General features: G+C 56.3%; 20 protein-coding genes and 1 tRNA gene. 13 read left to right on the top strand and 8 right to left on the bottom strand.

Going from position 1 to position 23,730, the window contains the following annotated elements:
- Positions 1-99 precede the first annotated feature (99 nt).
- From fhuB to L861_RS09565, 3 genes are read right to left on the bottom strand one after another with little or no spacing between them, the layout of a single operon-like run.
- A complete protein-coding gene (gene fhuB / locus L861_RS09575; protein WP_027947936.1) occupies positions 100-2,085 on the bottom strand; it encodes a Fe(3+)-hydroxamate ABC transporter permease FhuB in 1,986 nt (661 codons plus the stop codon).
- Entirely contained in the window at positions 2,075-2,974 is a 900-nt protein-coding gene (locus L861_RS09570; RefSeq protein ID WP_016416871.1) for an ABC transporter substrate-binding protein, read from the bottom strand. Before L861_RS09570 ends, fhuB begins: the two co-directional genes overlap by 11 nt.
- Positions 2,974-3,741: an ATP-binding cassette domain-containing protein gene (locus L861_RS09565; RefSeq protein WP_016416870.1), complete on the bottom strand. Its 768-nt coding sequence runs from the start codon at positions 3,739-3,741 to the stop codon at positions 2,974-2,976. The genes L861_RS09570 and L861_RS09565 overlap by 1 nt, the downstream gene beginning before the upstream one ends.
- 263 nt (positions 3,742-4,004) lie before the next feature.
- On the opposite strand from L861_RS09565, the gene L861_RS09560 reads away from it, so the two are divergent.
- Positions 4,005-4,616 carry a superoxide dismutase gene (locus L861_RS09560; protein WP_016416869.1) on the top strand — a complete coding sequence of 204 codons (612 nt, stop codon included), beginning with the start codon at positions 4,005-4,007 and terminating at the stop codon, positions 4,614-4,616.
- Positions 4,617-4,653: 37 nt separating this feature from the next.
- Here the strand turns inward: L861_RS09560 and fhuF are convergent, their stop codons facing one another.
- The 5 genes from fhuF to L861_RS09535 all read right to left on the bottom strand — a co-directional run bounded on the left by fhuF (position 4,654) and on the right by L861_RS09535 (position 11,528).
- On the bottom strand, positions 4,654-5,379 hold the full coding sequence (gene fhuF, locus L861_RS09555; protein ID WP_016416868.1) for a siderophore-iron reductase FhuF: 726 nt from the start codon (positions 5,377-5,379) through the stop codon (positions 4,654-4,656).
- Positions 5,380-5,389: 10 nt separating this feature from the next.
- Positions 5,390-7,483: a TonB-dependent siderophore receptor gene (locus L861_RS09550; protein WP_016416867.1), complete on the bottom strand. Its 2,094-nt coding sequence runs from the start codon at positions 7,481-7,483 to the stop codon at positions 5,390-5,392.
- Between the two features lie 129 nt (positions 7,484-7,612).
- Positions 7,613-8,608, bottom strand: coding sequence for a helix-turn-helix transcriptional regulator (locus tag L861_RS09545; RefSeq protein WP_016416866.1), 996 nt, complete (start codon positions 8,606-8,608; stop codon positions 7,613-7,615).
- A gap of 74 nt (positions 8,609-8,682) precedes the next feature.
- On the bottom strand, positions 8,683-10,779 hold the full coding sequence (locus L861_RS09540; protein ID WP_016416865.1) for a TonB-dependent receptor: 2,097 nt from the start codon (positions 10,777-10,779) through the stop codon (positions 8,683-8,685).
- A 173-nt stretch (positions 10,780-10,952) separates the two neighbouring features.
- Positions 10,953-11,528, bottom strand: coding sequence for a hypothetical protein (locus tag L861_RS09535; protein ID WP_016416864.1), 576 nt, complete (start codon positions 11,526-11,528; stop codon positions 10,953-10,955).
- Positions 11,529-11,656: 128 nt separating this feature from the next.
- Here L861_RS09535 and L861_RS09530 point away from each other — a divergent pair.
- The 12 genes from L861_RS09530 to trbL all read left to right on the top strand — a co-directional run bounded on the left by L861_RS09530 (position 11,657) and on the right by trbL (position 23,723).
- Positions 11,657-11,733 (top strand) — tRNA-Ile (locus L861_RS09530).
- Positions 11,734-11,830: 97 nt separating this feature from the next.
- On the top strand, positions 11,831-12,901 hold the full coding sequence (locus tag L861_RS09525; protein WP_016416863.1) for a tyrosine-type recombinase/integrase: 1,071 nt from the start codon (positions 11,831-11,833) through the stop codon (positions 12,899-12,901).
- 165 nt (positions 12,902-13,066) lie between these two features.
- The gene (locus L861_RS09520; RefSeq protein ID WP_144063002.1) at positions 13,067-14,722 is read left to right on the top strand and encodes a hypothetical protein; all 1,656 of its coding nucleotides are present in this window, start codon (positions 13,067-13,069) and stop codon (positions 14,720-14,722) included.
- A gap of 447 nt (positions 14,723-15,169) precedes the next feature.
- Positions 15,170-16,006: a hypothetical protein gene (locus tag L861_RS09515; RefSeq protein WP_016416861.1), complete on the top strand. Its 837-nt coding sequence runs from the start codon at positions 15,170-15,172 to the stop codon at positions 16,004-16,006.
- Positions 16,007-16,515: 509 nt separating this feature from the next.
- Positions 16,516-16,728 carry a hypothetical protein gene (locus tag L861_RS09510; RefSeq protein WP_016416860.1) on the top strand — a complete coding sequence of 71 codons (213 nt, stop codon included), beginning with the start codon at positions 16,516-16,518 and terminating at the stop codon, positions 16,726-16,728.
- A gap of 43 nt (positions 16,729-16,771) precedes the next feature.
- Positions 16,772-17,662 carry a DnaT-like ssDNA-binding domain-containing protein gene (locus L861_RS09505; RefSeq protein ID WP_144063001.1) on the top strand — a complete coding sequence of 297 codons (891 nt, stop codon included), beginning with the start codon at positions 16,772-16,774 and terminating at the stop codon, positions 17,660-17,662.
- Between the two features lies 1 nt (position 17,663).
- Positions 17,664-18,296: a replication protein P gene (locus tag L861_RS09500; protein WP_016416858.1), complete on the top strand. Its 633-nt coding sequence runs from the start codon at positions 17,664-17,666 to the stop codon at positions 18,294-18,296.
- 434 nt (positions 18,297-18,730) lie between these two features.
- The gene (gene traJ / locus L861_RS09495; RefSeq protein ID WP_016416857.1) at positions 18,731-19,102 is read left to right on the top strand and encodes a conjugal transfer transcriptional regulator TraJ; all 372 of its coding nucleotides are present in this window, start codon (positions 18,731-18,733) and stop codon (positions 19,100-19,102) included.
- Between the two features lie 34 nt (positions 19,103-19,136).
- Positions 19,137-20,918: a TraI/MobA(P) family conjugative relaxase gene (gene traI, locus L861_RS09490; protein WP_027947934.1), complete on the top strand. Its 1,782-nt coding sequence runs from the start codon at positions 19,137-19,139 to the stop codon at positions 20,916-20,918.
- Positions 20,919-21,204: 286 nt separating this feature from the next.
- Positions 21,205-21,972, top strand: coding sequence for a P-type conjugative transfer protein TrbJ (gene trbJ, locus L861_RS09485; RefSeq protein ID WP_016416855.1), 768 nt, complete (start codon positions 21,205-21,207; stop codon positions 21,970-21,972).
- A gap of 10 nt (positions 21,973-21,982) precedes the next feature.
- On the top strand, positions 21,983-22,213 hold the full coding sequence (trbK, locus tag L861_RS09480) for an entry exclusion lipoprotein TrbK (RefSeq protein ID WP_016416854.1): 231 nt from the start codon (positions 21,983-21,985) through the stop codon (positions 22,211-22,213).
- Between the two features lie 13 nt (positions 22,214-22,226).
- Positions 22,227-23,723, top strand: a complete 1,497-nt coding sequence (gene trbL, locus L861_RS09475) for a P-type conjugative transfer protein TrbL (protein WP_016416853.1) — start codon at positions 22,227-22,229, stop codon at positions 23,721-23,723.
- The last annotated feature ends 7 nt before the right edge of the window (positions 23,724-23,730 follow it).

The following is a 23,730-nucleotide window of genomic DNA, read 5'->3' as shown; positions in this document are numbered from 1 at the left end:
GCTGAGGTTGCGTCATCTCTTTCGGTTTTTCATCGTCGGTGGCTGACGATGATAGGGTGTCCCGAGAAACCACGCCACGCCCAAGTGTTCAGGCAAGGTTTAGGCGCGTCGCAATCCCCACATAAAGTAAGCCCCACCCAGCAGAGAGGCGACCAGCCCGGCGGGAATCTCCTGCGGGAACAGCAGTTGGCGACCCACCCAGTCAGCCAGCACCATCAGCAGCGCCCCAATCAGTGTGGCCCCGAGCAGGTGGGTATGTGCGCGCGAGAAGCCGAGCAGCCGTGCCATATGTGGCGCCAACAGGCCCACGAAGGAAAGCGGACCGACCACCAGGGTGGCGCAAGCCGTGAGCAGTGCAACCAGTGCCAACAGCGCCAGGCGTGAGCGCTCGACACCGATACCCAGAGCGCTGGCGGTGGCAGCACCGAGCGGCAGGATGTCCAGCCAGCGGGCGAAAGGTCGCGTGGCCAGGGCCAGTACGATGGCAGCTCCGATGACGATCACGGCACTGTGCAGATCGACATAATAGGTGGAACCCGACAGCCAAGCGATGACTTGCTGGCCGCGGGGATCGCCGCCGGCCAGCACGATACTGCGTACAGCATCGAATAGTGCAGTGATGGCCACGCCGGTCAGCAGTAGACGCTCTGGTAAATAGCCACTGCGTCGATTCAGAGCGATCAACACCGCGAGTGATGCCAGTGCTCCCAGTGTTCCGGCAGCGACCAGCGTCAGATTACCGGGTGCAGGCAACAGGAAGATAGCAGCGATCAGGGCGATGGCACTGCCACCGCTGATCCCCAGCACTTCGGGGCTAGCCATGGGGTTGGCGGTGAGACGCTGTACCACGGTACCGGCAATGGCCAGCATCACACCGCTGCCGGCCGCGGCGAGTATGCGTGGCAGGCGCCATTCCATGACACTCCATTGATCGAGCGATAACCATGACCAGCCGGCACCGCCTTGGCCGATGAATAGTGCCACGGTTGCCAATACGGTCAATGCCAATACCAGCCGCACTGCCAAGTGGTTGGGGGATGGATGACGATGGCCTATGGCATGTGCTGCGCTGGGTGGCTGATCACCCTGGAGTCGCAGGCGAGGGATCAACCACAGTAAAAGCGGCGCGCCCAAGGCGGCAGTGGTCGCGCCGGTAGGGATCAGTGTCGGCAGCGTACTCGTGAAGTGCTGCAGGAGCAGGTCGGTGGTGGCCAGCAGCAGCGCACCGAGCAGCGTAGCCCATAGCAGGCGCTGGCCCAGGCGCCGTGCACCGGCCAGACGCACGATATTGGGCGCGGCCAGACCGATGAAGCCAATTACACCGACCACACTGACCACACAGCCGGTGATGAACACTGCCAACCCCAGGCCAGCCAGACGCAGGTGCTTGAGCGACACCCCCAGGCTGCGCGCACTGGCGTCGTTGAGTTCGAGTATCGCCAGTGGCTTGAGTAGCAACCAGGCGAGTAGGACACTGATCGTCAGACGTGGCCACAGGTAGACGACACCGCCCCAGCCATTTTGTGAAAGCGAACCAGCGCCCCAGATCAACAAGCCCTTCAGTTCCTCCTGATGGAAGAGCAGCAGCACCATGCTCAGGGCCCCGAGATAGAGATTGACCACTAGCCCGGCCAGTACCACGACCACTGGGGCCAGGCCGCGTCGCCAGGCAAGCAGGAATACCAGGCCCATCGCCAGGCCACCGCCGGCGAGTGCCACCCACTCACGCCCCGGTATCAGCAGCCAGGGGGCCATTAGGGTCGTCGCCATCAGGGCCAGGTTGGCGCCGTTGGCGACACCTAGCGTGGTGGGTGCGGCCAGGGGATTGCGCAGCACTTGTTGCATCAGTACACCGGCTAGCGCCAGGCCACCGCCGGCGAGTAACGCCATGCTCAGGCGTGGCCACCAGCTATAATGCAACAGCAATCTCTCGCTATTCTGGGCGGGTGTCTCGAACAGCGCTTGTAGGCCAACCACAAGACCGTCATGGGTCTGCAATGTGGTTAGCGCAAGTCCCAGCAGGGGCAACGACAGCAGCAGGCAGACACGTCCCGGCGTCAAAAAGGGAGCGGACCTAGTTGCCATTGCTACCCCCCAAGGCCGCGACCAGCTCGGTGGCGAAGCGCTTGGCCGAAGGCAGAGCGCCGAAGCTCCACACTGGCGGCAGGGTGATCAGGGTATCGTCGCGTACACTTGGCAGGTGCTGCCAAAGCCCGCTGTTGGCCAGTTGGGCTTTCACCCCCACTGGATAAGGTTCCACGACCACCAAGCGGGCTTCGATGTCGACCAGCGCCTCGATTCCTACCAGCGAGAAGCCCCAGTCGTTGGTTTGGCCTTGCCAGGCATTCACGAGTCCCAAGCGGTCGAGTACTGCTTGGTAGAGTCCGTTGTTGCCGAACACCCGCACATGGCGTTCGTCCATGAACTGTACGATCAGTAGAGGGGAATGGTTGCTGCTGTCCAGTGTTGTGCGCAGCGATGCCAGGTAGGCCTCGGCATCGGCGATCAAGCGCTCGCCGGCATGAGGGCGGCCGACCAATTGCGCGACCTGGCGCGTCAACTTGCCCATCTGTTCCCAGGTATCGCCCTCCGGCGTATAGAGCGACAGATTCTCTACTGGCGCGATCCGTGACAGACGAGGTGTCAGGTTGGCGAACATTGGCGAGATCAGGATACGCTCGGGCTCGAGACTTGCCAGCAGTTCGAGATTGGGCTGCGTGCGCAGACCGAGATCGGTCACCGAAGCCGGCAATGGTGGTTCGCCAACCCAGTCACGGTAGGCATCGGTCTGGGCCACGGCTTGAGGTGCGACACCCAGAGCGACGAGCGTTTCGGCAATGGTCCAGTCCAGTGTGGCGATAGCCGGTGTATCGGCACGCAAGGCATGTGTAGGCGCAAGCAGCAACAGCAAGGCAAGGCCTGCCAAGAAGTGTGTCGAGGCAATATGTCGGAACATGGGGTAGGCGTCGGTCATCAGTTCACTACAGCGATGGGATGCTCGCCACCAGGATGCGTCATGACTTGCATGGGAATGCCATAGATGGCTTCCAGGGTGACGCCGTCCATCATCTCGGCGGGCGTACCGCGGGCGAGTAGGTGGCCGCTGTGCAGGGCCACCAGTTGATCGCAGTAGCGTGCCGCCATGTTCACGTCATGCAATACGATCACCACGCCAAGACCCAATTCACGGCATAGCTTGCGTATCAGGGCCAGTACTTCCACCTGATGAGCGATATCCAGTGCTGCCAAGGGCTCGTCGAGCAACAGGAAACGACTACCTTGGGCCAGCAGCATGGCCAGCCACACGCGTTGGCGCTCGCCACCGGACAGGGTGTCGACCAGTCGGTCGGCGAATGTCTGGGTATGAGTCAACTCGATGGCACGCTCGACCTGCAGTCGATCCTCACGAGTATGACGCCCCAGCAGTCCATGCCATGGGTAGCGGCCAAAGTCGACCAGCTCGCGTCCGGTCAGATTCTCGGCACTGGGCAGATGCTGGGGCAGATAGGCCACTTGACGGGCGAATTCACGACCGCCCCACGCGGATAGCGGTCGACCATCGAAGCGGATCTCCCCTTGGGTGGGAGGCTGCTGTTGTGCCAATAGCTTGAGCAGGGTCGATTTACCGGAGCCGTTATGGCCGATCAAACCATGGACCTGTCCCTCGTCGAAGCTCAGGCTGGTCGGTTGCAGTAGACATTTGCCGTTGACCTCGAAGGTAGCGGCATCGACATCGAACATGATCGGGCTCCGCATCGCCACGATGATGGCGATCCTGAGTAGGAAAAAGGCGTTATGTTTGCCGGCAAACGCGGGGCATGCCGTAGGCGGGAAGACTAAAACAAATAAGAATTGTTATCAATGTTGTTTCGGCGGCACTAATAACCTGAGCCTATATAAGATGATAGCGATTTGCATTAGCGTTATTTACCAGGCTCTGCCATCCTTACTCGGTGAGGTAAGGGGGATAGTTCCCCATTCGTTTCATTCACGGAGGAGTCATTATGCCGCATACACTACCCGACTTACCGTATGGCTATGACGCCCTGGAGCCACACATCGATGCCATGACCATGGAGATCCACCACTCCCGGCATCATCAGACCTACGTCAACAACCTCAATGCCGCGCTTGAGGGAACCGGGCTCGAGGAAGTGCCGGTCGATGAGGTGATCGCCAATCTCGATCGTGTGCCCGAAGGCAAGCGCCAGGCGGTCATCAATAACGGGGGGGGCCACTCCAACCATTCGAAGTTCTGGCAGATGATGTCGCCAAATGGCGGTGGTAAACCACAAGGCAAGGTCGCTTCCGCCATCGATAGCGAGCTGGGTGGCTACGAGGCCTTCCAGGAAGCCTTCACCAAGGCAGCCTTGGGCCGCTTCGGCAGTGGCTGGGCATGGCTGAGCGTGACACCGGGGAAGAAGCTGGTGGTCGAGAATACGCTGAACCAGGACAGCCCATTAATGCATGGCAATACACCCGTTCTCGGATTGGACGTCTGGGAACATGCCTATTACCTGAAGTATCAGAACAAGCGCCCCGACTACGTCCAGGCTTTTTATAACGTGATCAATTGGGACGATGTCGAACGTCGCTACCAGGATGCCATGTCCTGATTTTCTACTTGCCGCGGCCTGTGGTGGCCGCGGCCTGTTATCTCCTCACTCTCCTGTCGCACCCCTCCAGTGGGCAATTGCCGCAATAGCCCAGTTCTGGCAGCAGATAACGCAGGCAGCATAGCTTGCGGACACGCTGTACCTCGCTATGTTGCGACTCGATGTAACGCACCGGTCGGTACAGGGGGTTGCGTCGACCGTCCGGGTATTGGCGACTTTCCAATAGCAGGCGTGCCTCTTCGCCCGTGCCGGGGCTGGCCATCGGATGTTGGTCGACGGCACTGACGAAATACTCGAAGACATTGCCGACGTTGCTCCAGAAAACCCTGGGGGAAGCCCCGGAAAGGGAGGCCAGCATCTCGATCAGCGGCGCCAGATGTCGATCCAGCAAGGTGGTAAAGCGCGTAAAGGCCCCGAGCGAGGCGAGGGGCGTGCCCTCATTCTCCAGACACAGTCGCTCGGTACGTCCTTCAGGGGTCAGGATCACTTGCACTTGGTCGAGTGTCAGCGGCAGATCGCGTTCGAGCAGCAGGTTGGCGGCCAGCGCGGGGGCAAGCAAGGCGTTGAAATGCCACTTCGACCATAACGAGGCAACGGCTCGCCGGTCACCGTGTTGATACTGGGCGGCAAATCGATCGAGCAGTTCATTTAGGCGATCCGCTACCAGCAGCTCGGTTGCCGGCAGGGCGCGGGCGGGTGCCTCCGACAGCAGTGGCGGAATCAGCGCTTCCATAGGGCCGATATAGAGCTGGGCGAGTGACACAAGGAGTTGCCTAGAACTCGTAGCTCAAGGTGGCGGTAACATTGCGTTCCTCGCCGAAGTAGCAGAAATCGAGGTCGTAGCAGGACGCGATGTACTCCTTGTCGAGCAGGTTGTTGGCGTTGATCCGCGCTTCCATGCCAGTGAGGCCGAAGCGGCTCAGATCCAAGCCCAGGCTGGCATCGACCAGCGTATAGGCAGGAACACGCAGCGTGTTCTCCTTGTCTGCCCAGCTCTCACCTACATAGCGCACGCCACCACCTAGCGTAACGCCACGTAGCGCCCCAGAGCCGAATGCGTAATTGCCCCAAAGCGACGCCAAGTGGCGTGGTGCCATGTTGGTGTCATTGCCTTGGGTGCCGTCTTCCGCACGATGGTAGCGGATATCGGTGTAGGTGTAGCCGGCCAGCAGGTGGAAGGCATCGGTGATCCGCATCCTGGCTTCTAACTCCAGGCCTTGTGACCGAATCGCACCAACCGGGCGGTAGAAGGGTTCGGCAGGGCGCTTGGTAGCGACGTTCTCCTGATCGATATGAAACAGTGCCGCGGTGAACTGATTCTCGCTGCCCGGTGGCTGGTACTTCAGCCCCAACTCGTACTGACTGCCCTCGGTGAGTTCGAGCAGGTTGCCATCCTGATCCGCATAGCTGTTGGGGTTGAACGACTCGGAATAGCTCAGGTAGAGAGCGACACCGTTATCGAAGAGATAGAGCAAGCCGGCACGGCCACTGAACTTACTCCAATCCCCCTCCGTGCCCGTGCCGCTCTCGCGGTCGGTCGTGGATAGCTCGACCCAATCCTGACGGCCTCCCAGCGTCAGGCGCCAGTTGCCCAAGGCGATCTGATCCTGCACATAGACGCCGGTCTGCTCCAGGCGACGACGGTCCTGGTTGGTCTGCACGATACTGAGCGGTTCGGCCCCGTATTCGGGATCGAAGGCATCGATGGGCGGGAAGGTACCGGAGAACCAATCGACATCGGCCTTGCGACGCTGGTAGTCGACACCGAACAGCATGGTGTGGTCCGCCGCGCCAGTCGCGAAATCCGCTCGCAACTGGTTGTCGACCGCATAGGCATCCAGGGTTTCGTCGGCGCCGGAATAGTAACGGTTGAGCTCGGTCTCGGAAGCCCAGCCGTAGGCATAGACTTGGTCGAGTTCGACCTCAGCGTTCAGATAACGGAAGTTCTGGCGTGCCGACCAGGTGTCGTTGAAGGTGTGCTCCAACTGGTAACCGAGCATCACCTGGGAACGATCGAACGTCTCGAAGTCCGGTTCGCCCTCGAAGAAGTGACGGGAAATCTTGCGGCCATTACGCGGGAAAAGCGTGCCTTCGGCCGGCAAACCGCTGTGCGAGCCACCTTCGGGATCCTTCTGCAGATAGGCTTGCAGCGTCAGGCTGGTAGCATCGCTCAGGTCGACGGTGAACGACGGCGCGATGGCATAGCGCTCTTCCTCGAGATGGTCGAATTGGGTGTCGGATTGCTGAGCCAGGCCGGTAAGGCGATAGGCCATGCGTCCACTATCGCCAACCTGGCCACTGAAGTCGAAACCGGTACTACGCTGACCTTGGGTTCCGATAGTGGCTTGTACCTGGCGGTAACGCTCGAACAGTGGCTGCTTGCTGGTCAGGGCGACCAACCCACCAGGAGACGCACGGCCATAGAGTACCGATGAGGGCCCCTTGACCACCTCGATGCGCTTGAGAAAGTAGGGATCGATCTGCAGGGACGTGAAGGTGCCGCTATCGCCCAATACCTTGAGGCCATCGAGGTAGATATTGTCGATGCTGCCATCGGCGAAGCCTCGCAGCACCAGATAGTCGTAGCGCTTGGAGGCACCGATCTGGTTGCTGAAGACCCCGGGCGTATAGCGGGTTGCTTGCTGGACGGTCTGCGAGCCCTGTTCCTCGATCTGTTCGTCGGTGATCACCGAGATCGATTGCGGTGTTTCGATGAATGGCGTCTCGACTTTGGTTGCCGCCTGCTGGGCGGTGATGGTCAGGGTCGACAGTTGTGTGTCTTGAGCGTCCTCAGCTGCCCAGGTGGGAACCAAGGTGCTGCCCGCCATGATGGCGATACTGAAACAAAGGGGATGTCTTGAAGGCATGGGTGGGTAGTTCCTGACGAACGACACATTGATATTTATGGTAATGAGAATTATTACATTCTTGATGTGTTGTCAGGCTATGCCCAGTGACAGGAAACCTATGCATCGTGCCAAACAGGCTGGGGCTCCCTAAATCTCAGGTTCTATCCGAAAACCATCGGCTCGTTGTCCCCTTGAATCGCTCGGTGCGATGCCAAAGCGGCGCCGGAAAGCAGTGGCAAAGTTGGTGGCGTGACGATAGCCACAGAAATGAGCGGCTTGTTGGACGCTGAAGCCCTCAAGCAAAAGCTCTCGGGCCAGTGACAGTCGACGGTCGCGAAGGTAGTCGAAAACCGACTGTCCGTAAGCGGCGCGGAACTTGCTGCGCAGGCTGCTGGAGCTCATGGAAGCCAGTTGGGCCAAGCTTTGCAGGGAGTGATTCTTGGCGGGATCGTCGTGCAGTTGATGGCGTACGGCTTCCAGGCGTTGGCGTTCCCCAGGGAGCAGAATCCCCTCCGTGGCGGAGTGCTGCTGCATAGGGCCAGGTGCGCCATGGGCCAGGAGCTGTAGTGCGAGCCCTTCCCAAAGCAGTTGGCGTCGGTGTCCTTGCCAGCCGTTGCTCAAGCCGTCCTCCAGCGAAGGGAGTAGATAGCCGGGCAGGTGCCACTTGTGCAGCAACGCCGGGGGAGCATCTAACAGTGTCGTCAGTGCCGTATCGTGTGCCGCCTGTTCTTTCAGCGCGTCGGGACTCAGTGAAAGGTTCAGCGTTCTCAGCCGTTGCCCCGGCACTTGATACGCGTTCAGTGCCAGACTGTCGTGGAAACGGGTACTCGTTGCCATGCCCTCCGTCAGTTCCACCTCCTGGTGACCGAGCCTGATCCGAACCTTGCCTTGCAGGATGACGACGATAAAGAGTGGCGATGGCAGCAGCGAGGTGGATTCGTAGTGCTGCAATATCTCGAGGTCCGACGTGGTCAGCCTGATGCCGGGGCGCAATTCGAGTTCCTCCACTTGCCCCTGCACCACGGCGTGGCGCTCCTGCGGGCCTTGCGAGCGGGAGCCCAGCATGGGAAATCGATAGTCGATGCCATAGTGCTGGCCGAAGTTCCGAAAATCAGCGACCGAATAACGATGTGGTGTTGGCATGACGGGGCAACCTTGAAAAACGCCCATCGCGAGGATAGGCGTGAAAGGTGCGAGCATATCGCGAGTAAGATGACTCAGTAGTCGACAGACCAGGTCAGGGTGTAGGTGCGGCCGCGGCCCTGATAGTCGTAGAGATATCCCGGGCCGTAGTAGGGGGAATAGAACATTGCCGCGCGCTGGCCCCATACGGTGGAGTACTGCTCATTCAATAGGTTCTGCACCCCTAGGCTGAACTTGCCAAAGTCGGTCCGTTGGCTCGCCAGCAGATCCAGAGTGGTAAAGCCATCGATCTGGCGGTCGTTATCGTCCTCCAGGTTGAAGACATGGTTGGTCTGCAGGCGTGCCGAGCGAATGTAATCGGTCCAGCCGACGAAAGCAGTGGCCGAGGACAGCGAGGCATAGCGAGCATCACGCTTTTCCCACTCACCTTCGTCGTTTTCCTGATCGGAGCGTACCAGATGAAGGGTGCCGCCGGCCTCGATGCCATTGTCGAAGTAACGGGTCAGGGCGCCTTCGAAACCGTAGTCGCGCTTTTTCTCGTCGACCACCGTCACACTCAGGTCCTCGGCATTCTCCACCGCCTTGTCGGACCAGGAGTAGTAGATCGCCGCCTGGGTCAGCCAGTCACCGCCACGATAGCGCCAACCGAGCTCGACCTGATCGGTCTCGATGGCGGACAGCGGGTTTTCGGCAACGCTGATGTCGGCGCTCTTGCCATAGTACTTGGCCGGGTCGGGCAGTTCGAAGCCCTGGCTGAATTGCAGCCAGTTCTGGTGGCCATTGCCGTAGTCATAAAGGGCACCGGCATTGAGCAGAGTGGCATCGTAGTCGTTCTCGCCACCGGGGATGCCCTTGAAATCGTCGACCTCGACGTCAGTATGCTGGCGGCGCGCTCCGACGGAGAGCTGCAGGCCATCGGTCACCTGCCACTTGCCTTGGGCGAAGGCAGCGATGCCATCGACCTGATAGCCGGGGTAGCGTGGCTCGACACTGGCCCGCTCCTGCACCAGGCCGCCACTCGCATCGGACACGGCCTTGTCGAAGATCATCTGGCTGGCGTCGAATTTTTCGCGATCCAGGTCCAGGCCGTAGGTGAGACCGATGCTGTCGCTCAATTGGGCATCGAACAGCGCCTTGATCCCGCTGAGCTTAGTGTTCTGTTTGGAGGCGCGGAATTCGGAGCCATCAGTGACGGGATAAGGGAAGGCCTGGAAGCTGGATTCTTCCTCGCGGTGGAAGACCTGGAGATAGAAGTCCTGACTCAACAGGTTGCCGTGATGGTATTGCGCATTGACCGTCTTGCGGTCGGTGGCCGGATCGCGATCCGAGCGATAGCCGTCGCGGATTTCAGCATCGTTCAGGTCGGGCGTGGGGGCGTCCAGGTTGGGGAAGTAGACGCCGCGATCGCCTTCGTAACCGGAGCGATAGAGCTGGGCGCCGAGTTCGAGGGTCTGGTCGGCATCCAGGTTGAAGGTCAGGTTGCCGAGCACGTCGATACTGCGGTTGTCCTGCAGGTCGGTTTGGGCGATATCCGGAAATATCTCGTCGCCATTGGCATCGAATTGGCGACCGTTGTCCTGGTAGGCAACGCCAAGATAGCCCTGTACCCGTTCGCTGCCTCCGCTGATCGATTGAGCGACGCGCTTATCGAGGTCATTGCTGTCATTGAAACCCGTGGTAACCCCGGCTTCGGTGCGCCAGTTGGGGCCGCCGACATCACCCTTTCTGGTGATGATGTTGATGATGCCGCCAGTGGCGCCGCCGCCATATAGGCTGCTGGCGCCGGAGAGCACTTCGATGCGTTCGATATTGAAGGGGTCGATGGAGTCGAACTGACGGGAGAGACCGCGTGAGCTATTGAGCGATACGCCGTCGATCAGTACTTGGACGCTACGACCACGCAGGTTCTGGCCATAGTTGGTACGCCCCTGGGGAGCCATGTCGAGCCCCGGTACCAGCTTGCCCAGGGCAGTCTTGAGATCGGCGCCGGTTTCGATCTGCTGTTGCAAGTCCTCTTTTTCGATTACCCACACAGCGCCCGGGATCTGGCTGATCTGGGTCGGTGTGCGCGAGCCGACCACCACCATGGTGTCCTGTTCTTCCTGGGCTTGCAGCGCCATCGTCGCTGAACCGGCGACGACGGCGAGGCCGAGGGACAGTGTCTTTTTCATTATGAGTGCCCTTGCTGGTTATGCATGTCTTGCTTAGGTTGTGAGCGAGGCAAGCATACCAACAAGAAATAAAAACTCAATGAGATTGATTCGCTTTAACGAAAAAGGCGAGTGAAGACTAACTCATCTGCCAGAAGGCGTGCAGCCAGCGTGAGTGTGGGGCAGTCGTAAAGCTAGCGGTCGATCAAGGTGGCATCGAGCTGCACCGGTACCTCGTCACCGATCTGCTCGTAACCCAGCAGCAGCATGACACTGCGCGCGGTTTGATTGGCCATCAGCTCGCGGCCATCCAGTGCTACCCGCTCGGCATTGGTGACTTGGATTTCATCGTGCGTGTGGCGAGTGAAGCGCAGCTTGAGCGGCTCCTGTTGGGTGACGTCTTCGGACTGAATTCGGAACATCAAGGTTTCGGTCATCGACTCGCCCACACCAAGGGCATCCAGACGCTCAGGCGGGAGTTGGGTGACCAAGGTAGCCAAGGTCATCTCCTTCACACCCGACAGCCAGGGTGGCAGTTCTCCCAGTCGATCCAATACATCGGTCTGGTTGAGTCGCAACGGCAAGCGCAGAGTACCTTCGGGGCTGATATCGCCGCGCAATTCGCGAAGCTGATGTTGGTGTGGTACTGGTCCGTTAGGGGTAATCTCGACCACTGTGGCTTCAAGGCGCGATTGAGCCGGGTCGAGCTGCCAGGCCGCTTGGGCGGGTAGGGAGAGCAGAAGGGGTACGATGGCAAGGTACGCTTTCAATAGGCTATCTCCGAATCATTGACACCATTCCAGACCTGCCAAGCGCAGAAAAGTGCCCGCCGCATCGATCACGCTTCCAACGCTAGCCTAGCGCGACGGCATTCGCTATCATACTGCCGCGCAATGCAGGGCCTATAGCTCAGTTGGTTAGAGCAGGGGACTCATAATCCCTTGGTCGCTGGTTCGAGTCCAGCTGGGCCCACCAATAAAATCAAGCGCTTAGCAATTCTAGCTGGTGAGTCCCATGTTCCAAGGGTACAGTTTCGGTACAGTGCCGATCCTTCAGCCCTCTGGAGTTTTTCATGGCCACCATCGTCAAGACCCCCTCTGGTAGTTGGAAAGCCGTCATCCGCAAGACTGGATGGCCTACCACCGCCAAGACCTTCCGCACCAAGCGTGATGCCCAGGACTGGGCACGCCGCACCGAAGACGAGATGGTGCGCGGTGTCTATATCCAGCGCAGCGCCTCGGAGCGCATGACGCTCGAAGCCGCCCTCAAGCGCTACCTGGCCGACGTTACCCCTACCAAGAAGCCCAGCACCCAGAAGAGCGAGCGCCACAAGGCCCGCACGCTGATCAAGCACCTGGGCAAATACTCCCTCGCAGCTCTGACGCCAGACCTGGTTGCCAACTACCGCGATGACCGGCTGAACAGCCTCGGGCATCGGGGGCAGCCTATTAGCCCTAACACCGTGCGCCTGGAGCTCGCCCTGCTCGGCCACCTCTACACCGTGGCCATCCAGGAGTGGGGGCTGGGCCTGACCTACAACCCCGTCCAGAACATCCGCAAGCCCAGCCCGGGGGAGGGGCGCGACCGCCGCCTGAGTCCCGACGAGGAGAAGCGCCTGTTCGCGGTGTTACGGCAGCACAGCAACCCCATGCTGGCCTGGATCGCCAGAATCGCCCTGGAAACGGGCATGCGCTCGTCGGAGATCCTGACTCTCACCCGTTTGCAGGTTGATGTGAATCGCCGCGTGGTGCGCCTCACCGACACCAAGAACAATGAAGCCCGCCTGGTGCCGCTGACCCAGGCCGCCACCGAAGTGTTCAAGCAGGCGCTGAATAACCCGGTGCGGCCGATAGACTGTGACCTGGTGTTCTTCGGTGAGCCTGGGCGGGACGGAAAGCGTGGACCATATGCCTACACCAAGCTCTGGAACCAGGCGAAGAAGAAGGCTGGACTTGGTGATTTTCGCTTCCACGACTTAAGACATGAGGCAATCAGCCGATTAGTAGAAGCAGGGCTATCTGACCAGGAGGTCGCCACGATCAGCGGTCACAAGTCGATGCAGATGCTGAGGCGGTATACCCACTTGAGGGCCGAGGATTTAGTCGAGAAGCTGGATAAAATCAGTGGGGATGAATATGTTTGAGTAATGTGGAAAAGTTTCGAGATAGTGAGAGGTTGCTATCGATCCAAAGCGCTCGTATCGACATTGGCTGCCATTAAGGTGATAGACAGTTACATTGTAGAGATATAATTAATCATTAATATGCTGTCTATCTAATGCTTCTTAGGTTTAAGAATAAGTTGGAGGATGGATTTGAAACTTAATAAAAATATTCTTCGGGATCAATGGGCGAGTGAATATACCGAAGACTATAGAAGCTGCCTCAATGCAAGAGGGTTGTATGACTCAATGCAGTTTGTGTTGAGGCTAAGGCCGGATTTACACCATCTGCTTGATCGTGTAGAAAGCGGAATTGCAAAGTCAGGGGATTACGACTTTGAGACAATTCAAGCTTTCTCTACATATTTTCACGAAACAGTTCACTGGTGGCAACACTCTGGATCTATCTCTGGTTTGATTCTAAGTTTAACTTATCCATCGCAAGCTCACATCAATCATGCTGAACTAAAAAGATATATTGAGTTGACTGGGCCCGTTAAATCGATCGCAGCATATAATAGGCTGAATGCTAAGGAGGTTAACCCAGGAGATGAAGAGTTCAAGACAATTAATGTTATTTTAAATAACTTTCATGATATCGAGTTTTTTAAATACAGGGTTATAGTTCCTGGGACAGCAAGACAATTTTCCCTTGATCCTCTTTTTGAGTCGGTGGGCCACTCTTTTTTCATTGCGTATTCATCCTTCATTAACTTGCTATCTTCTTGTTTTGATAGAGAACTCGAGTTTTTGCCAAAAGCAGATGAGTGGCACAAAGGGTTCAGAGATTTGAGCGATAATAAAGTAGATGGCTACTTTTATGGTTCTAATATTGAACTTCCATCAGTGGGTCTTAAAGACATATATGAAGGTCAGGCGAGATTTTCACAGTTACAGTATCTATACTTCGCTTATGGAGGGAATCTGACATGGGATGATTTCGATGAAATGGGTATGTTGTCCGGTGTTTATTATAGGGCCTTTTCTTCATTTTTAGAGCTTACAGAGTCAGAGCGTCCTGAATCGATAGATAGTCCCTTAGTTGCACTTTTTCTTCTGGTTCTTGATTTGGCAATGAACCCTTCTGATGGTTTTCCTTTCGAGATAATGCACTATGAATCGTTTATAGAGTCTGTGGATCCTGGGATAAGGTTCATGTTTTTATGTCGTATGGTTGCTTTAAGGCATCCGGAGCTTAAAGGTTATATAACAGAATATTCTTCGTCTGAGTATTTTGAGGCTTCGAAATTGCTATCTGATGCGATCGTTTGCCCATCACCACTGGAATCAGCTTCCTTAATATCTGAGTGGTCAGAAAATAAGCCAAGTCTTATTAAACTGATGGAAGAGGAAAGCACATTCGATTTTAGTGATGAAAATCAACCTATTAGATTGATTTTTTCTCGGTTTATAAGATATCAGAAAGATAAGTTGAAAAATCCAGCATTTTTTTGTTGGCCGGGAGTTTATGCAGCAGGGACGAAGTGTTCTGAAGCTGGGTTGCGACTATTTAATGAGCACGAGGCCCTTTTTAAAGACAAGCCTGATGGCGACATCTACCCGAGGGTTTTTCCTGATAAAAATAAAGAGTTGGTTCAGGTTGCATTTGATAAATTCTATTCTTGGGTAGCCACATATGATCTTTGTCGGCAATGGATAATCAATGATGGCGATTTTAGTTATGACTACTGGTGGCTCACTAGTAAGTATTCTATGGATGAGCTAGAAGCTTGGGCGTCAAGTCATTTCGAGTTCGTCTTTGGAGTAAAGCCGCAGAATTTTAAAGTGGTTGCTGACCTCTAAGAAATCTCGGAAGATAGACGTATGATACAAGACGCTTCACTCAACTTTATACCTGTTGTTGATGAACGACCACTGCACGTCAGCGGATTTAAGGAAGATCATATAAATTTCATTTCCGTTATAAATTTTCTGTTGTTTGCCAGTAGCTATCTGATAAAAAAGAAGATTTCTAATCAGGAAGTCTTCACGGGTAGTGATCGCAAGTCTATATAGGTTTCATGACAACACCCTCCCCGCAGAGTACAAAAAGCTAGAAGTTAAACTGGGTTGAAAAAGGATAATAATTGCGGTTTTTTGTGTTGTTGTTTATTTTTGATCAAGTAACAAGTTTTTTTAAGATTGGTTGGTTTATATTATAAATAATTATTTTTCTGTGCTAGTGTGTCATAAGGGCTGTAGTCATTGAGTTAGCTAGAAGACTGTGTAAATATCGGAATCGAGGTGTTTATGTCTATTCCAATGCCGTTTGGCTTAATAGCGAAGGCTCTTTCTTGGCTTTGGGGTTATACAACTAGGTTCCTTTTGCTCAAAACTTATCGTCGTTCCCATAAGCTTTGGGCTCGTCGTCACCATTTGGGAGCAAGGTGGATACCTCTGGGAAGTTATCTGGAGTACTCCTTACAGTTAGCAAAGCCTATTGATGACGGTGCGAAAGTATCGAAGGTGGCGTTTCGCTCCAAAAAACATAAGATTTTAAATCTTGAAGTTTTCTTTGAGGCTATTGGAGGTGAAATTCGCTATCAAGAAAAGATCTGTTTGAGTGACATTGATGAGCGTCCCATCGTATGCAGCATGGTGAATGTGCCATGCCAAGAGTTAATTGCCCTATCGAATAATAAAATAATGTTTTCTATCGAGTCTGTGCAGTTTCGTAAGTGTAAATTAGAGCTTGAAGGGGGAGAGGCGGTCTCTCAATTCGATTCTCAAATTTCCTATTTGACACATAGCTGGTTGATGCACGATGAGTGGAAGTTTCGATGGGGTGTGTGGTGGAATTGTAACTCTATAAAATGGGCGAAGCAAAGGCTGCAAGACTACTGGAAATGGGGGTTTGGGGCGCCTAAGTTGAGAGTTGTTATCCCCTCTGAAGAGTTTTCCCGTCGCGAACCATTGTGGATGTCAGGGGTGAGAGGTATTGGATGGCTCATGGGGAGGCCGTGGCTAGTGACAATGCAATTTTGGGTCGCTATTTGGTCAGGACTTTTTATTCTCAATGACGAGGATGAACTGCAGTGGCGATGGAAAAAAACCTTCACCAATGACTCATTCGATAGCGAAAACTAGGGGGTATGTAGTATGTTGTAATAGTATGCTACAACATACTACACCAAACCAAAAAAGTAGAGTCGTGCTTAAGGCTGTAGAGATGCAGTTTTAGCGGCTAAAATTTTTCTCTTTTGGCGCGGCCTAACATGATCGCACCACCCCATCTTTTTCCTGCCCAGTCTTTCCCCGTACACGGCGCATGTCTCTATGCTTCCAGAGGCCTGCGTAAAAAGTGCCCCTTAAGTGTCAATGAAATAAAGCGCATTGAATAAGCCCAGTGCGCAGGCTATTTACCCAGGGCGGTTATTGACATTTGAGGGGCATGAGTGCCTAGGCTACTGTTTGAGTTTTTATATGAAGATATCGTGGTTATTGAATTAATGTGAGTGCTTTTAGGAAAGTATAGATAAACTTTTTCAAGGCAGGTATAGCTATACTTTTTCTTTTAAATCAATTGCTTGAAAATAACCAAAAGTTGGCGTAGATATTAAAAGCGTAATCTCGCTATGCGCTATCTTGAGGTGTTTATGACAACCGAAGAACAGTTGCTTGAACGATATGGGCCATTGCTCTCACTGACCGATTTATCGGAATTACTGAAGCGTAGTCCCGATGGTCTCCGAATATCTTTGCAGAGCCAGTCAGAGTTTGCTGTGAAATGGAATGCCGCCAAGAGGAAGGTTGGAAGGCGTGTCTATTTCCGTGCAACCGACGTTGCAGGGCTGATTGATGAAGCCTGAGCGGTTAGAGCGGCAAAGTGAAGCGGATACGAAGGGGTAAGGCGTGAGTATTGTCGCCATGAACTGGGCATGGGATGTCCAACTGAGCTACCTGAACGAGCGTGACAACAAGGCTGGGCGTCGCTTGCTGTTGGTAGCGTTGGGCGACAACGCCAACGAAGAAGGGGTGTGTTGGCCAGCCATCTCCACTCTGGCACGTCGCTGTGAGTCCAGTACCAAGAGCGTTCGCCGTTGGTTACGTGAGTTCGAAGAGTATCAGTTACTCAGCATTCAGCCTCGTCGGAATGCGGCGGGGCAGACCAGCAACCTGTATCAACTGAGACTGGCAAATCGAGTCGCGGAGAGGACTTACACCCCCCTGGACACCGAGTCCACCCCCCAGGGACGTGGAGTCCGGGGCCCCCAGACACCTGGTGACCAGGGCCCCTGGACATCTGGTGTCCCCCTAACCATCAATGAACCATCAATGAACCTCTCTCACTCTCAGGCGGGAGAGTCGATGCTTGGTCGAGCGGATCAGAACAGTGACGCAGTTTCTCTTCAGGAATCTTCGTCAACCATCCCAATATGTTCTGATCGCTTTCCCATGACCCTCGAATGGACGCCGGACCCGACTGAGCTGTCGATGGCCTGTTTACGAGCAGGTCTCTCAACTGATCTGGCTCCCGAGCGATATCAGCTCGCCAAGTTCACGGCCCACCATGCCGATACTGGTCGCACGGCCAGTACGGCTGCCTGGCATACCAAGCTTGCCGACTGGCTGCGCAAAGATGTGCTCGCAGCTCAGTCCACTACCGGAGGACTCGCTAATGGACATCGCCGCCAACGCACTCCATCGCGCCGTGTTACCGCCGCAGAAGCACGCGCACGCGCCAAAGCTCAACAGAGTGGGGAAATCATCGACGAAGACTGGTCCGCTGATCGTAGAAGCTGACGTGGATCAGTTGTTTGATGCCCTTGGTGTGTTGTTCGGCTGGAAGTTCACGGGCCAGTGGGGCGCCTTCGATGAATCAGGTGTCTGGATGGCTGAGCTGGCTTTTCTGACTCGCCGACATCTGGAGCTGGGGATTCAACGCTGTCGTGAGGCGGTGCAGGAAGCAACGCGGACGGGTAACGAATCCTGGCCACCGCAACCTGCTGCATTCGCGGTTCTCTGTGAGCCGCGCCCAGAGGACTTTGGAATACCTGGTCTGGAGGAGGCGTGGCGTGAGGTATGCGCCCATGCTCATGAACCGACCCAATGGCACTGGAGCCATGAAGCCGTGAGGATGGCGGGTAGCGCCGTGGGCTGGTGGGATCTTACGCATAGCACGGCGTTGTCGGCTTGGTCACGTCTCGAACGTCACTTCACCCAGGAGTATGGCGCTTTGATCAATCGGTTGATGAATGGAGAACAACTGGTGGCCTATGCACTGCTGGAGAGTGACCGCAATCGTAGCCCCGCCGATCTGGCAGAGCGGGCCGGACACGCGGCTGTGAACCGAGCGGTCAAGGCTGCGGGTCTTCCTCATCGAATGAGTTCCGCGCATGGGCTTACAGCTCTACGCAACGCGGTCGGCAAAACTTGAGTGTTTTCATTGACACTTGAGGGGCAGCACTTCTGGTTCATTGACATTTGAGGGGCAGTGCGGAAACCGCGTGGAAAGCTGTGTATTTCAATATGGAAAGCGCAAGGACACCGCTATAGGTAAATCGCTGTTAGATCGCTGCTTTACCGCTTCTGGAGCGCAGCATTATCGCCGTAAGTGTCGACTTCATCAGGGGGCGAGACCGTTTGTCACGGATGCACAGGAAAAAAAAGATCCGTGCAACGAAATGCAGAGAAATAGCGATGCTTTGCACATGGCGTACCTACAAAAATCAACGCTGAAGTGCGGGCAGGATGTGTGAAGTAGTCCCACCCCGCAAGCGTGGTGTTCCTCTTCACTGGTCCTTATTCGCACCTGCGGTGCTCAACGGACATCCTGCTCTGCAAGGCATGGCATCTGAGATAGGAGCTGGCATGAGTGAGAAGCAAAGGGTGACACGGAAGAACAGCACTCCACTCAAGGTGTACTGCCTTCCGGAAGAGAGAGAACTGATTGAATCCAACGCCAGGCAGGCAGGGCTAAGCGTTGCTTGTTATCTGCGGGAAGTGGGGCAGGGCTACCAGGTCAATGGCGTTATGGACTACGAGTATGTCCGCGAGTTGGTTCGTGTAAATGGAGACTTGGGTCGTTTGGGAGGATTACTGAAGCTCTGGCTGACAGATGACGTGAGAACGGCTCACTTCGGGGCGGCTACCATCCTAAGCCTGCTCGGAAGGATCGAAGCCACTCAGGAGGAAATGAGTCAGGTGTTGAAATCCGTGGTGCAGCCAAGGGCCAGGTCGTGATTTTTTTAGCCGCTAAAATGTGGGGCTGGCACTGATGATCGCCAAACACGTCTCTATGCGCTCCCGGGGCAAGTCAGACTTTGCTGGTCTGGTGAATTACATCACCGACGAGCAAAGCAAGGAGCACCGTCTTGGCGCGGTACAGTTGACCAACTGCGAGGCGTATTCGGTCCAGGATGCCGTCAGCGAGGTACTAGCGACCCAGTTCGCCAATACCCGAGCGAAGAACGACAAGACCTATCACTTGATTGTCAGCTTCCGGGCCGGGGAACAGATCGAGGCCGATACCCTGGTGGCCATCGAGGACCGTATTTGCAAGGGGCTGGGCTTTGGAGAGCATCAGCGCATCAGTGCCGTTCACAACGATACCGACAACCTGCACATCCATATCGCCGTCAACAAGATCCACCCGAGACGCAACATCATCCACGAACCCTACTACCCACACCAGACGCTGGCCGAGCTATGCGAGGTCATGGAACGGGACTATGGGTTGCAGCAAGACAACCACATGCCGCGCCGACGTGGGGCTGAGGCGCGAGCCGCCGACATGGAGCGTCATGCCGGTATTGAAAGCCTGATCGGTTGGATCAAGCGCGAGTGCCTGGACGACATCAAAACCGCGCAGTCCTGGGCTCAGCTACACCAGGTCATGCGTGACAATGGCCTGGAACTCCGGGCGCGGGGGAATGGGCTGGTTGTTGTGGCCGGTGATGACGCGGCGGTCAAGGCGAGCACCTTGGGGCGGGATTTCTCCAAGTCGAAGCTGGAGGCCCGTTTCGGCCCGTTCGAGCCTGACCAGGCGCAACAGGCCAAACCCTGCCGCCAGTACCGCAAAGACCCGGTACGGCTGCGCGTAAACACTACTGAGCTTTACGCCCGCTTCAAATCAGAACAGCAGAGCGCCGCAGCCAACAAGACGGCGGCCCTGGACAAAGCCCGGTGGCAGAAAGACCGCCGGATTGAGAACGCCAAGAAGAAGGGCAAGGCCCGGCGGGCGGCCATCAAGCTCACCAGCGGCAGGCTGACCAAGAAGGTGCTGTATGCGCAGGCCAGCAGTGCCCTGAAAGCCGACATTGACGCGATCCAGAAGCAGTACCGCGAGGAACGCCAGGCGATTCATGAAACCCACGGGCACCGCACATGGGCCGATTGGCTCAAACGGGAAGCCTTGCAGGGCGATACCGAGGCCCTGGCCGCGTTGCGAGCCAGGGAGGCCGCCCAGGGCCTCAAGGGCAACACTTTGAAGGGTGAGGGGCAGGCGAAGCCCGGCCATGCGCCGGTGATCGACAACATCACCAAGAAGGGCACCATCATTTACCGGGCCGGAGCCAGCGCCGTGCGCGACGATGGCGACCGGCTCCAGGTGTCCAGGGAGTCCGACCAGGCAGGCATCCAGAAGGCGCTAAGGATGGCGATGGAACGCTACGGCGAGCGCATCACCGTGAACGGTTCGCCCGAGTTCAAAGCGCGGGTGATCAAGGCGGCAGCGGATGGACAGTTGCCTATCCGGTTTGCGGACGCCGGGCTGGAACGTCGCCGCCAAGCCCTGGCGAACGGCGAGAACACCGCCTCGGCCAAGACCCGAAGCAAACGGGCGGGAGTGCCGCCCATCGGTCAGCCGCCACCCCCGGTGCGCCGGAACCGGCTGCAATCGCTGTCCCAGGCCGATGTGCTTCACCTTGAGGGACAAGCGGGCAAGACTCCGACACCGCCCCCACGGGGGCCGAGCGAGCAAGAGCGCCGCAAAGCCAAGTTACGAGCAGAGATGGACGCCAAGAGGGCAAAAAGACAGCAAATGGGACGCTCACTATAGTGCTTTCCCTTTGGAAGGCGGCAACAAACAGTAGATGCGATTAACCCTTGGGAAGCCTAACCGTTCCCCAGGACAATGACACCGATGTTCAACAAGCATTGGCCGCGCGTTCTGACGGTGTCGCGCAGGTCGGACGCCGGGATAGTAAGTGACGAGCTATCCCTGTAGAGGTCCACACTTCACCGCTGGGTTCTCCGGCAGGGGTAGTGGCTCGCAATCTTCATGAGCGAGCCGCTACAGGTTGGTGAGTGCAACTTAGTCACGATGAAGCTAAGAGCACTCAATCATGAGAAGAGAAAGAATTTTAGCGGCTAAAATTCCTGTCGCGGTCATGTCCTTGGCGTTAACCGCTTCCATGCCTGCCCAAGCGGGCATCCCTGTCGTCGACGGTACCAACCTGCAGCAAAACGTCATGACGGCGATGGAGTCCGTCTCTCAGACTCTCAAGCAGATCGAGCAGTACCAGACGCAGTTGCAGCAGTATGAAAACCAGTTGCAAAACACCATGGCTCCAGCGGCCTATATCTGGGACAGGGCACAATCCACGATTAATGATCTGATCCAAGCCACCAATACGCTTCAGCATTACCAGAACCAGCTCGGCAGCCTCGATGCCTACCTAGGCAAGTTCCAGGACGTAGCGTATTACCGGAGTTCCCCCTGCTTCAATGGCGGCGGTTGCACGGATGCCGAACGTGCAGCGATGGATGAAAACCGTCGCCTGGCGTCTGAATCGCAAAAAGCGGCTAACGATGCGCTCTTTCGTGGATTGGATCAGCAACAAGATAACCTGGTCTCTGATGCTCGACAGCTTGAGCGTCTGCAATCCGCCGCCCAGGGCGCGGATGGCCAACTTGCCGCCATTGGTTACGCCAACCAGCTCGCCAGTAACCAAGCGAACCAACTTCTGCAAATCCGCAGCTTGCTGATTGCTCAGCAGAACGCTGAAGCCGCCCGTCTCGCCGCCGAACTGGATGCTAACGCCAGAGGGGAAGCGCGGGAACGGCAGATGCGTACCTGGAATTACCAACCTAGCGCAGCAGATCGCTATTAAGGAGGCCGCGATGAAGAAGATCATCCCACTTGTGGCAGCTGTTGCCTTGGTAGGTTGTGAGCAGGAAATGGTACCAGAGGCGAGTGCGATCACGTGCGCGCCAGTTGCCTTTCAGCAGACTATCAGCGAGCTAAGCCGGGAATCTAACCGAAAAGCCTTTACTGAAGCCTGCCGGTCGTTCGAGAAGGCCCAACGCATGCGGGAATGGGAGTTCGAACCCAGCTCCCCCGACAGATATTGAGGGAGGGCGTCGCATGAAACGATTCGTTTTTGGTGGTTTGGGTGTGATGGCCGTCGTCATGCTGTCCGATACCGCAATGGCTCAGGAGCTATCCAGCAGCAACATCATGGATGATGTGTTGGACCGCTTTCATTCCGCGGCATCAACGTGGGGGCCTGCCATAGAAGCGGCCGCCAGTCGGTTGTTCTGGACCCTTGTAGTGATCTCGATGGTCTGGACTTTCGGCATGATGGCGCTGCGCAAGGCCGACATTGGTGAGTTCTTTGCCGAGCTTGTTCGTTTCACCATCTTTACAGGCTTTTTCTGGTGGTTGCTGACGAACGCGACGCAGGGCATGAACATCGCGGGAACCATCGTACAGTCATTGCAAACCCTTGGGGCACAAGCCGGTGGCCTCTCCAACGGCAACTTGGGGCCCTCTAGCATCCTCGATATCGGTTTTGAACTGTACGACCAGACGGTGAAGGCTACGTCAGAGTTGAGCTGGAAACAGTTTGCCACTGCGTTGGTGATGGAAGGTATGGCCTTGGCCGTATTGCTGGTGTTGGCGATTATCTCCGTCAACCTACTCCTGCTGCTAGCCGCCAGTTGGATACTGCTTTATGCGGGAGTGTTTTTCCTGGGGTTTGGCGGCTCCCGTTGGACATCAGACATGGCGATCAACTATTACAAGGCTATTCTCGGCATAGCGGCTCAGTTGATGGCAATGGTGCTCCTGGTCGCCATCGGTAGGGAGTTTATTACTCACTACTACTCGCAGATGAGCGAGAACATGGCGTCCCAGGAGTTGGTCGTGATGCTGGTCGTTTCGGTGATCCTGCTATTTCTGGTGAATAAGATTCCACCGATGATTTCCGGCCTGGTGTCGGGTGGCAGCGTGGGAGCAATGGGCATCGGGTCATTCGGTGCCGGTGCTGCGGTAGGAGCAGCCATGACAGCGGCAGGTATGGCTCTCACGGCGGGCAAGATGGCTGGGAGCGCGATGTTGGGCGGTGCGGCGAATGCAGTAGGTGGCGGGTCAGCCATCAAGGCTGCCTTCGAGAAGGCCCAGTCCAATATGTCTGGGTCTGGAGCCGACATGCCGAGCTTTGGCACTGGAGGTGACAGCAGCGGTGGTGGGAGTGGCAGCAGCTCCACCGGAGATGAAGCTGGCACCGGTGACACCCCATTTGCGCAGGCGGCTGGTTTCGCTGGTTCTGGCTCCCGATCTGGTGGTGGTAGCGGATTCAAGCGAGCAGCATCCTTGGGAGCGGGAACGGCTGGCGAGCTAGCTAAAGGGGTTGGATCGAAGATGGCTGGGAAGTTTCAGGGCAAGGTTGATCAAACCGCTGGTGGCCGCATGGCGTCCTCCATCCGCGCGAGCATGGAGCCGGAAGGGGATAGTGGGGTCGCGGAAGCGGATGATTCTGCTCCCTCATTCGACAGTGACAGCTTGGGCGGTAGTGAACACCAGCAGGACCGTAGCGACGAGATCGCTCGCTTTGTGAACCGTGGCCAGCAGGACACCTAAGGAGACC

The sequence above is a fragment of the Litchfieldella anticariensis FP35 = DSM 16096 genome (assembly GCF_000409775.1).
Taxonomy (GTDB): domain Bacteria; phylum Pseudomonadota; class Gammaproteobacteria; order Pseudomonadales; family Halomonadaceae; genus Litchfieldella; species Litchfieldella anticariensis.
This window is presented reverse-complemented; position numbering and strand designations above follow the sequence as displayed.

Excerpts from the sequence above, each read along its gene's own strand:
- L861_RS09570 (WP_016416871.1), bottom strand. The coding sequence starts at position 2,974 with ATGACCGACGCCTACCCCATGTTCCGACATATTGCCTCGACACACTTC.
- L861_RS09510 (WP_016416860.1), top strand. The coding sequence starts at position 16,516 with ATGACAACCGAAGAACAGTTGCTTGAACGATATGGGCCATTGCTCTCA.
- L861_RS09520 (WP_144063002.1), top strand. The coding sequence starts at position 13,067 with ATGGATTTGAAACTTAATAAAAATATTCTTCGGGATCAATGGGCGAGT.
- L861_RS09545 (WP_016416866.1), bottom strand. The coding sequence starts at position 8,608 with ATGCCAACACCACATCGTTATTCGGTCGCTGATTTTCGGAACTTCGGC.
- L861_RS09515 (WP_016416861.1), top strand. The coding sequence starts at position 15,170 with ATGTCTATTCCAATGCCGTTTGGCTTAATAGCGAAGGCTCTTTCTTGG.
- trbL (WP_016416853.1), top strand. The coding sequence starts at position 22,227 with ATGAAACGATTCGTTTTTGGTGGTTTGGGTGTGATGGCCGTCGTCATG.
- fhuB (WP_027947936.1), bottom strand. The coding sequence starts at position 2,085 with ATGGCAACTAGGTCCGCTCCCTTTTTGACGCCGGGACGTGTCTGCCTG.
- L861_RS09540 (WP_016416865.1), bottom strand. The coding sequence starts at position 10,779 with ATGAAAAAGACACTGTCCCTCGGCCTCGCCGTCGTCGCCGGTTCAGCG.
- L861_RS09550 (WP_016416867.1), bottom strand. The coding sequence starts at position 7,483 with ATGCCTTCAAGACATCCCCTTTGTTTCAGTATCGCCATCATGGCGGGC.
- L861_RS09565 (WP_016416870.1), bottom strand. The coding sequence starts at position 3,741 with ATGTTCGATGTCGATGCCGCTACCTTCGAGGTCAACGGCAAATGTCTA.
- traI (WP_027947934.1), top strand. The coding sequence starts at position 19,137 with ATGATCGCCAAACACGTCTCTATGCGCTCCCGGGGCAAGTCAGACTTT.
- trbK (WP_016416854.1), top strand. The coding sequence starts at position 21,983 with ATGAAGAAGATCATCCCACTTGTGGCAGCTGTTGCCTTGGTAGGTTGT.
- trbJ (WP_016416855.1), top strand. The coding sequence starts at position 21,205 with ATGAGAAGAGAAAGAATTTTAGCGGCTAAAATTCCTGTCGCGGTCATG.
- L861_RS09525 (WP_016416863.1), top strand. The coding sequence starts at position 11,831 with ATGGCCACCATCGTCAAGACCCCCTCTGGTAGTTGGAAAGCCGTCATC.
- L861_RS09560 (WP_016416869.1), top strand. The coding sequence starts at position 4,005 with ATGCCGCATACACTACCCGACTTACCGTATGGCTATGACGCCCTGGAG.
- traJ (WP_016416857.1), top strand. The coding sequence starts at position 18,731 with ATGAGTGAGAAGCAAAGGGTGACACGGAAGAACAGCACTCCACTCAAG.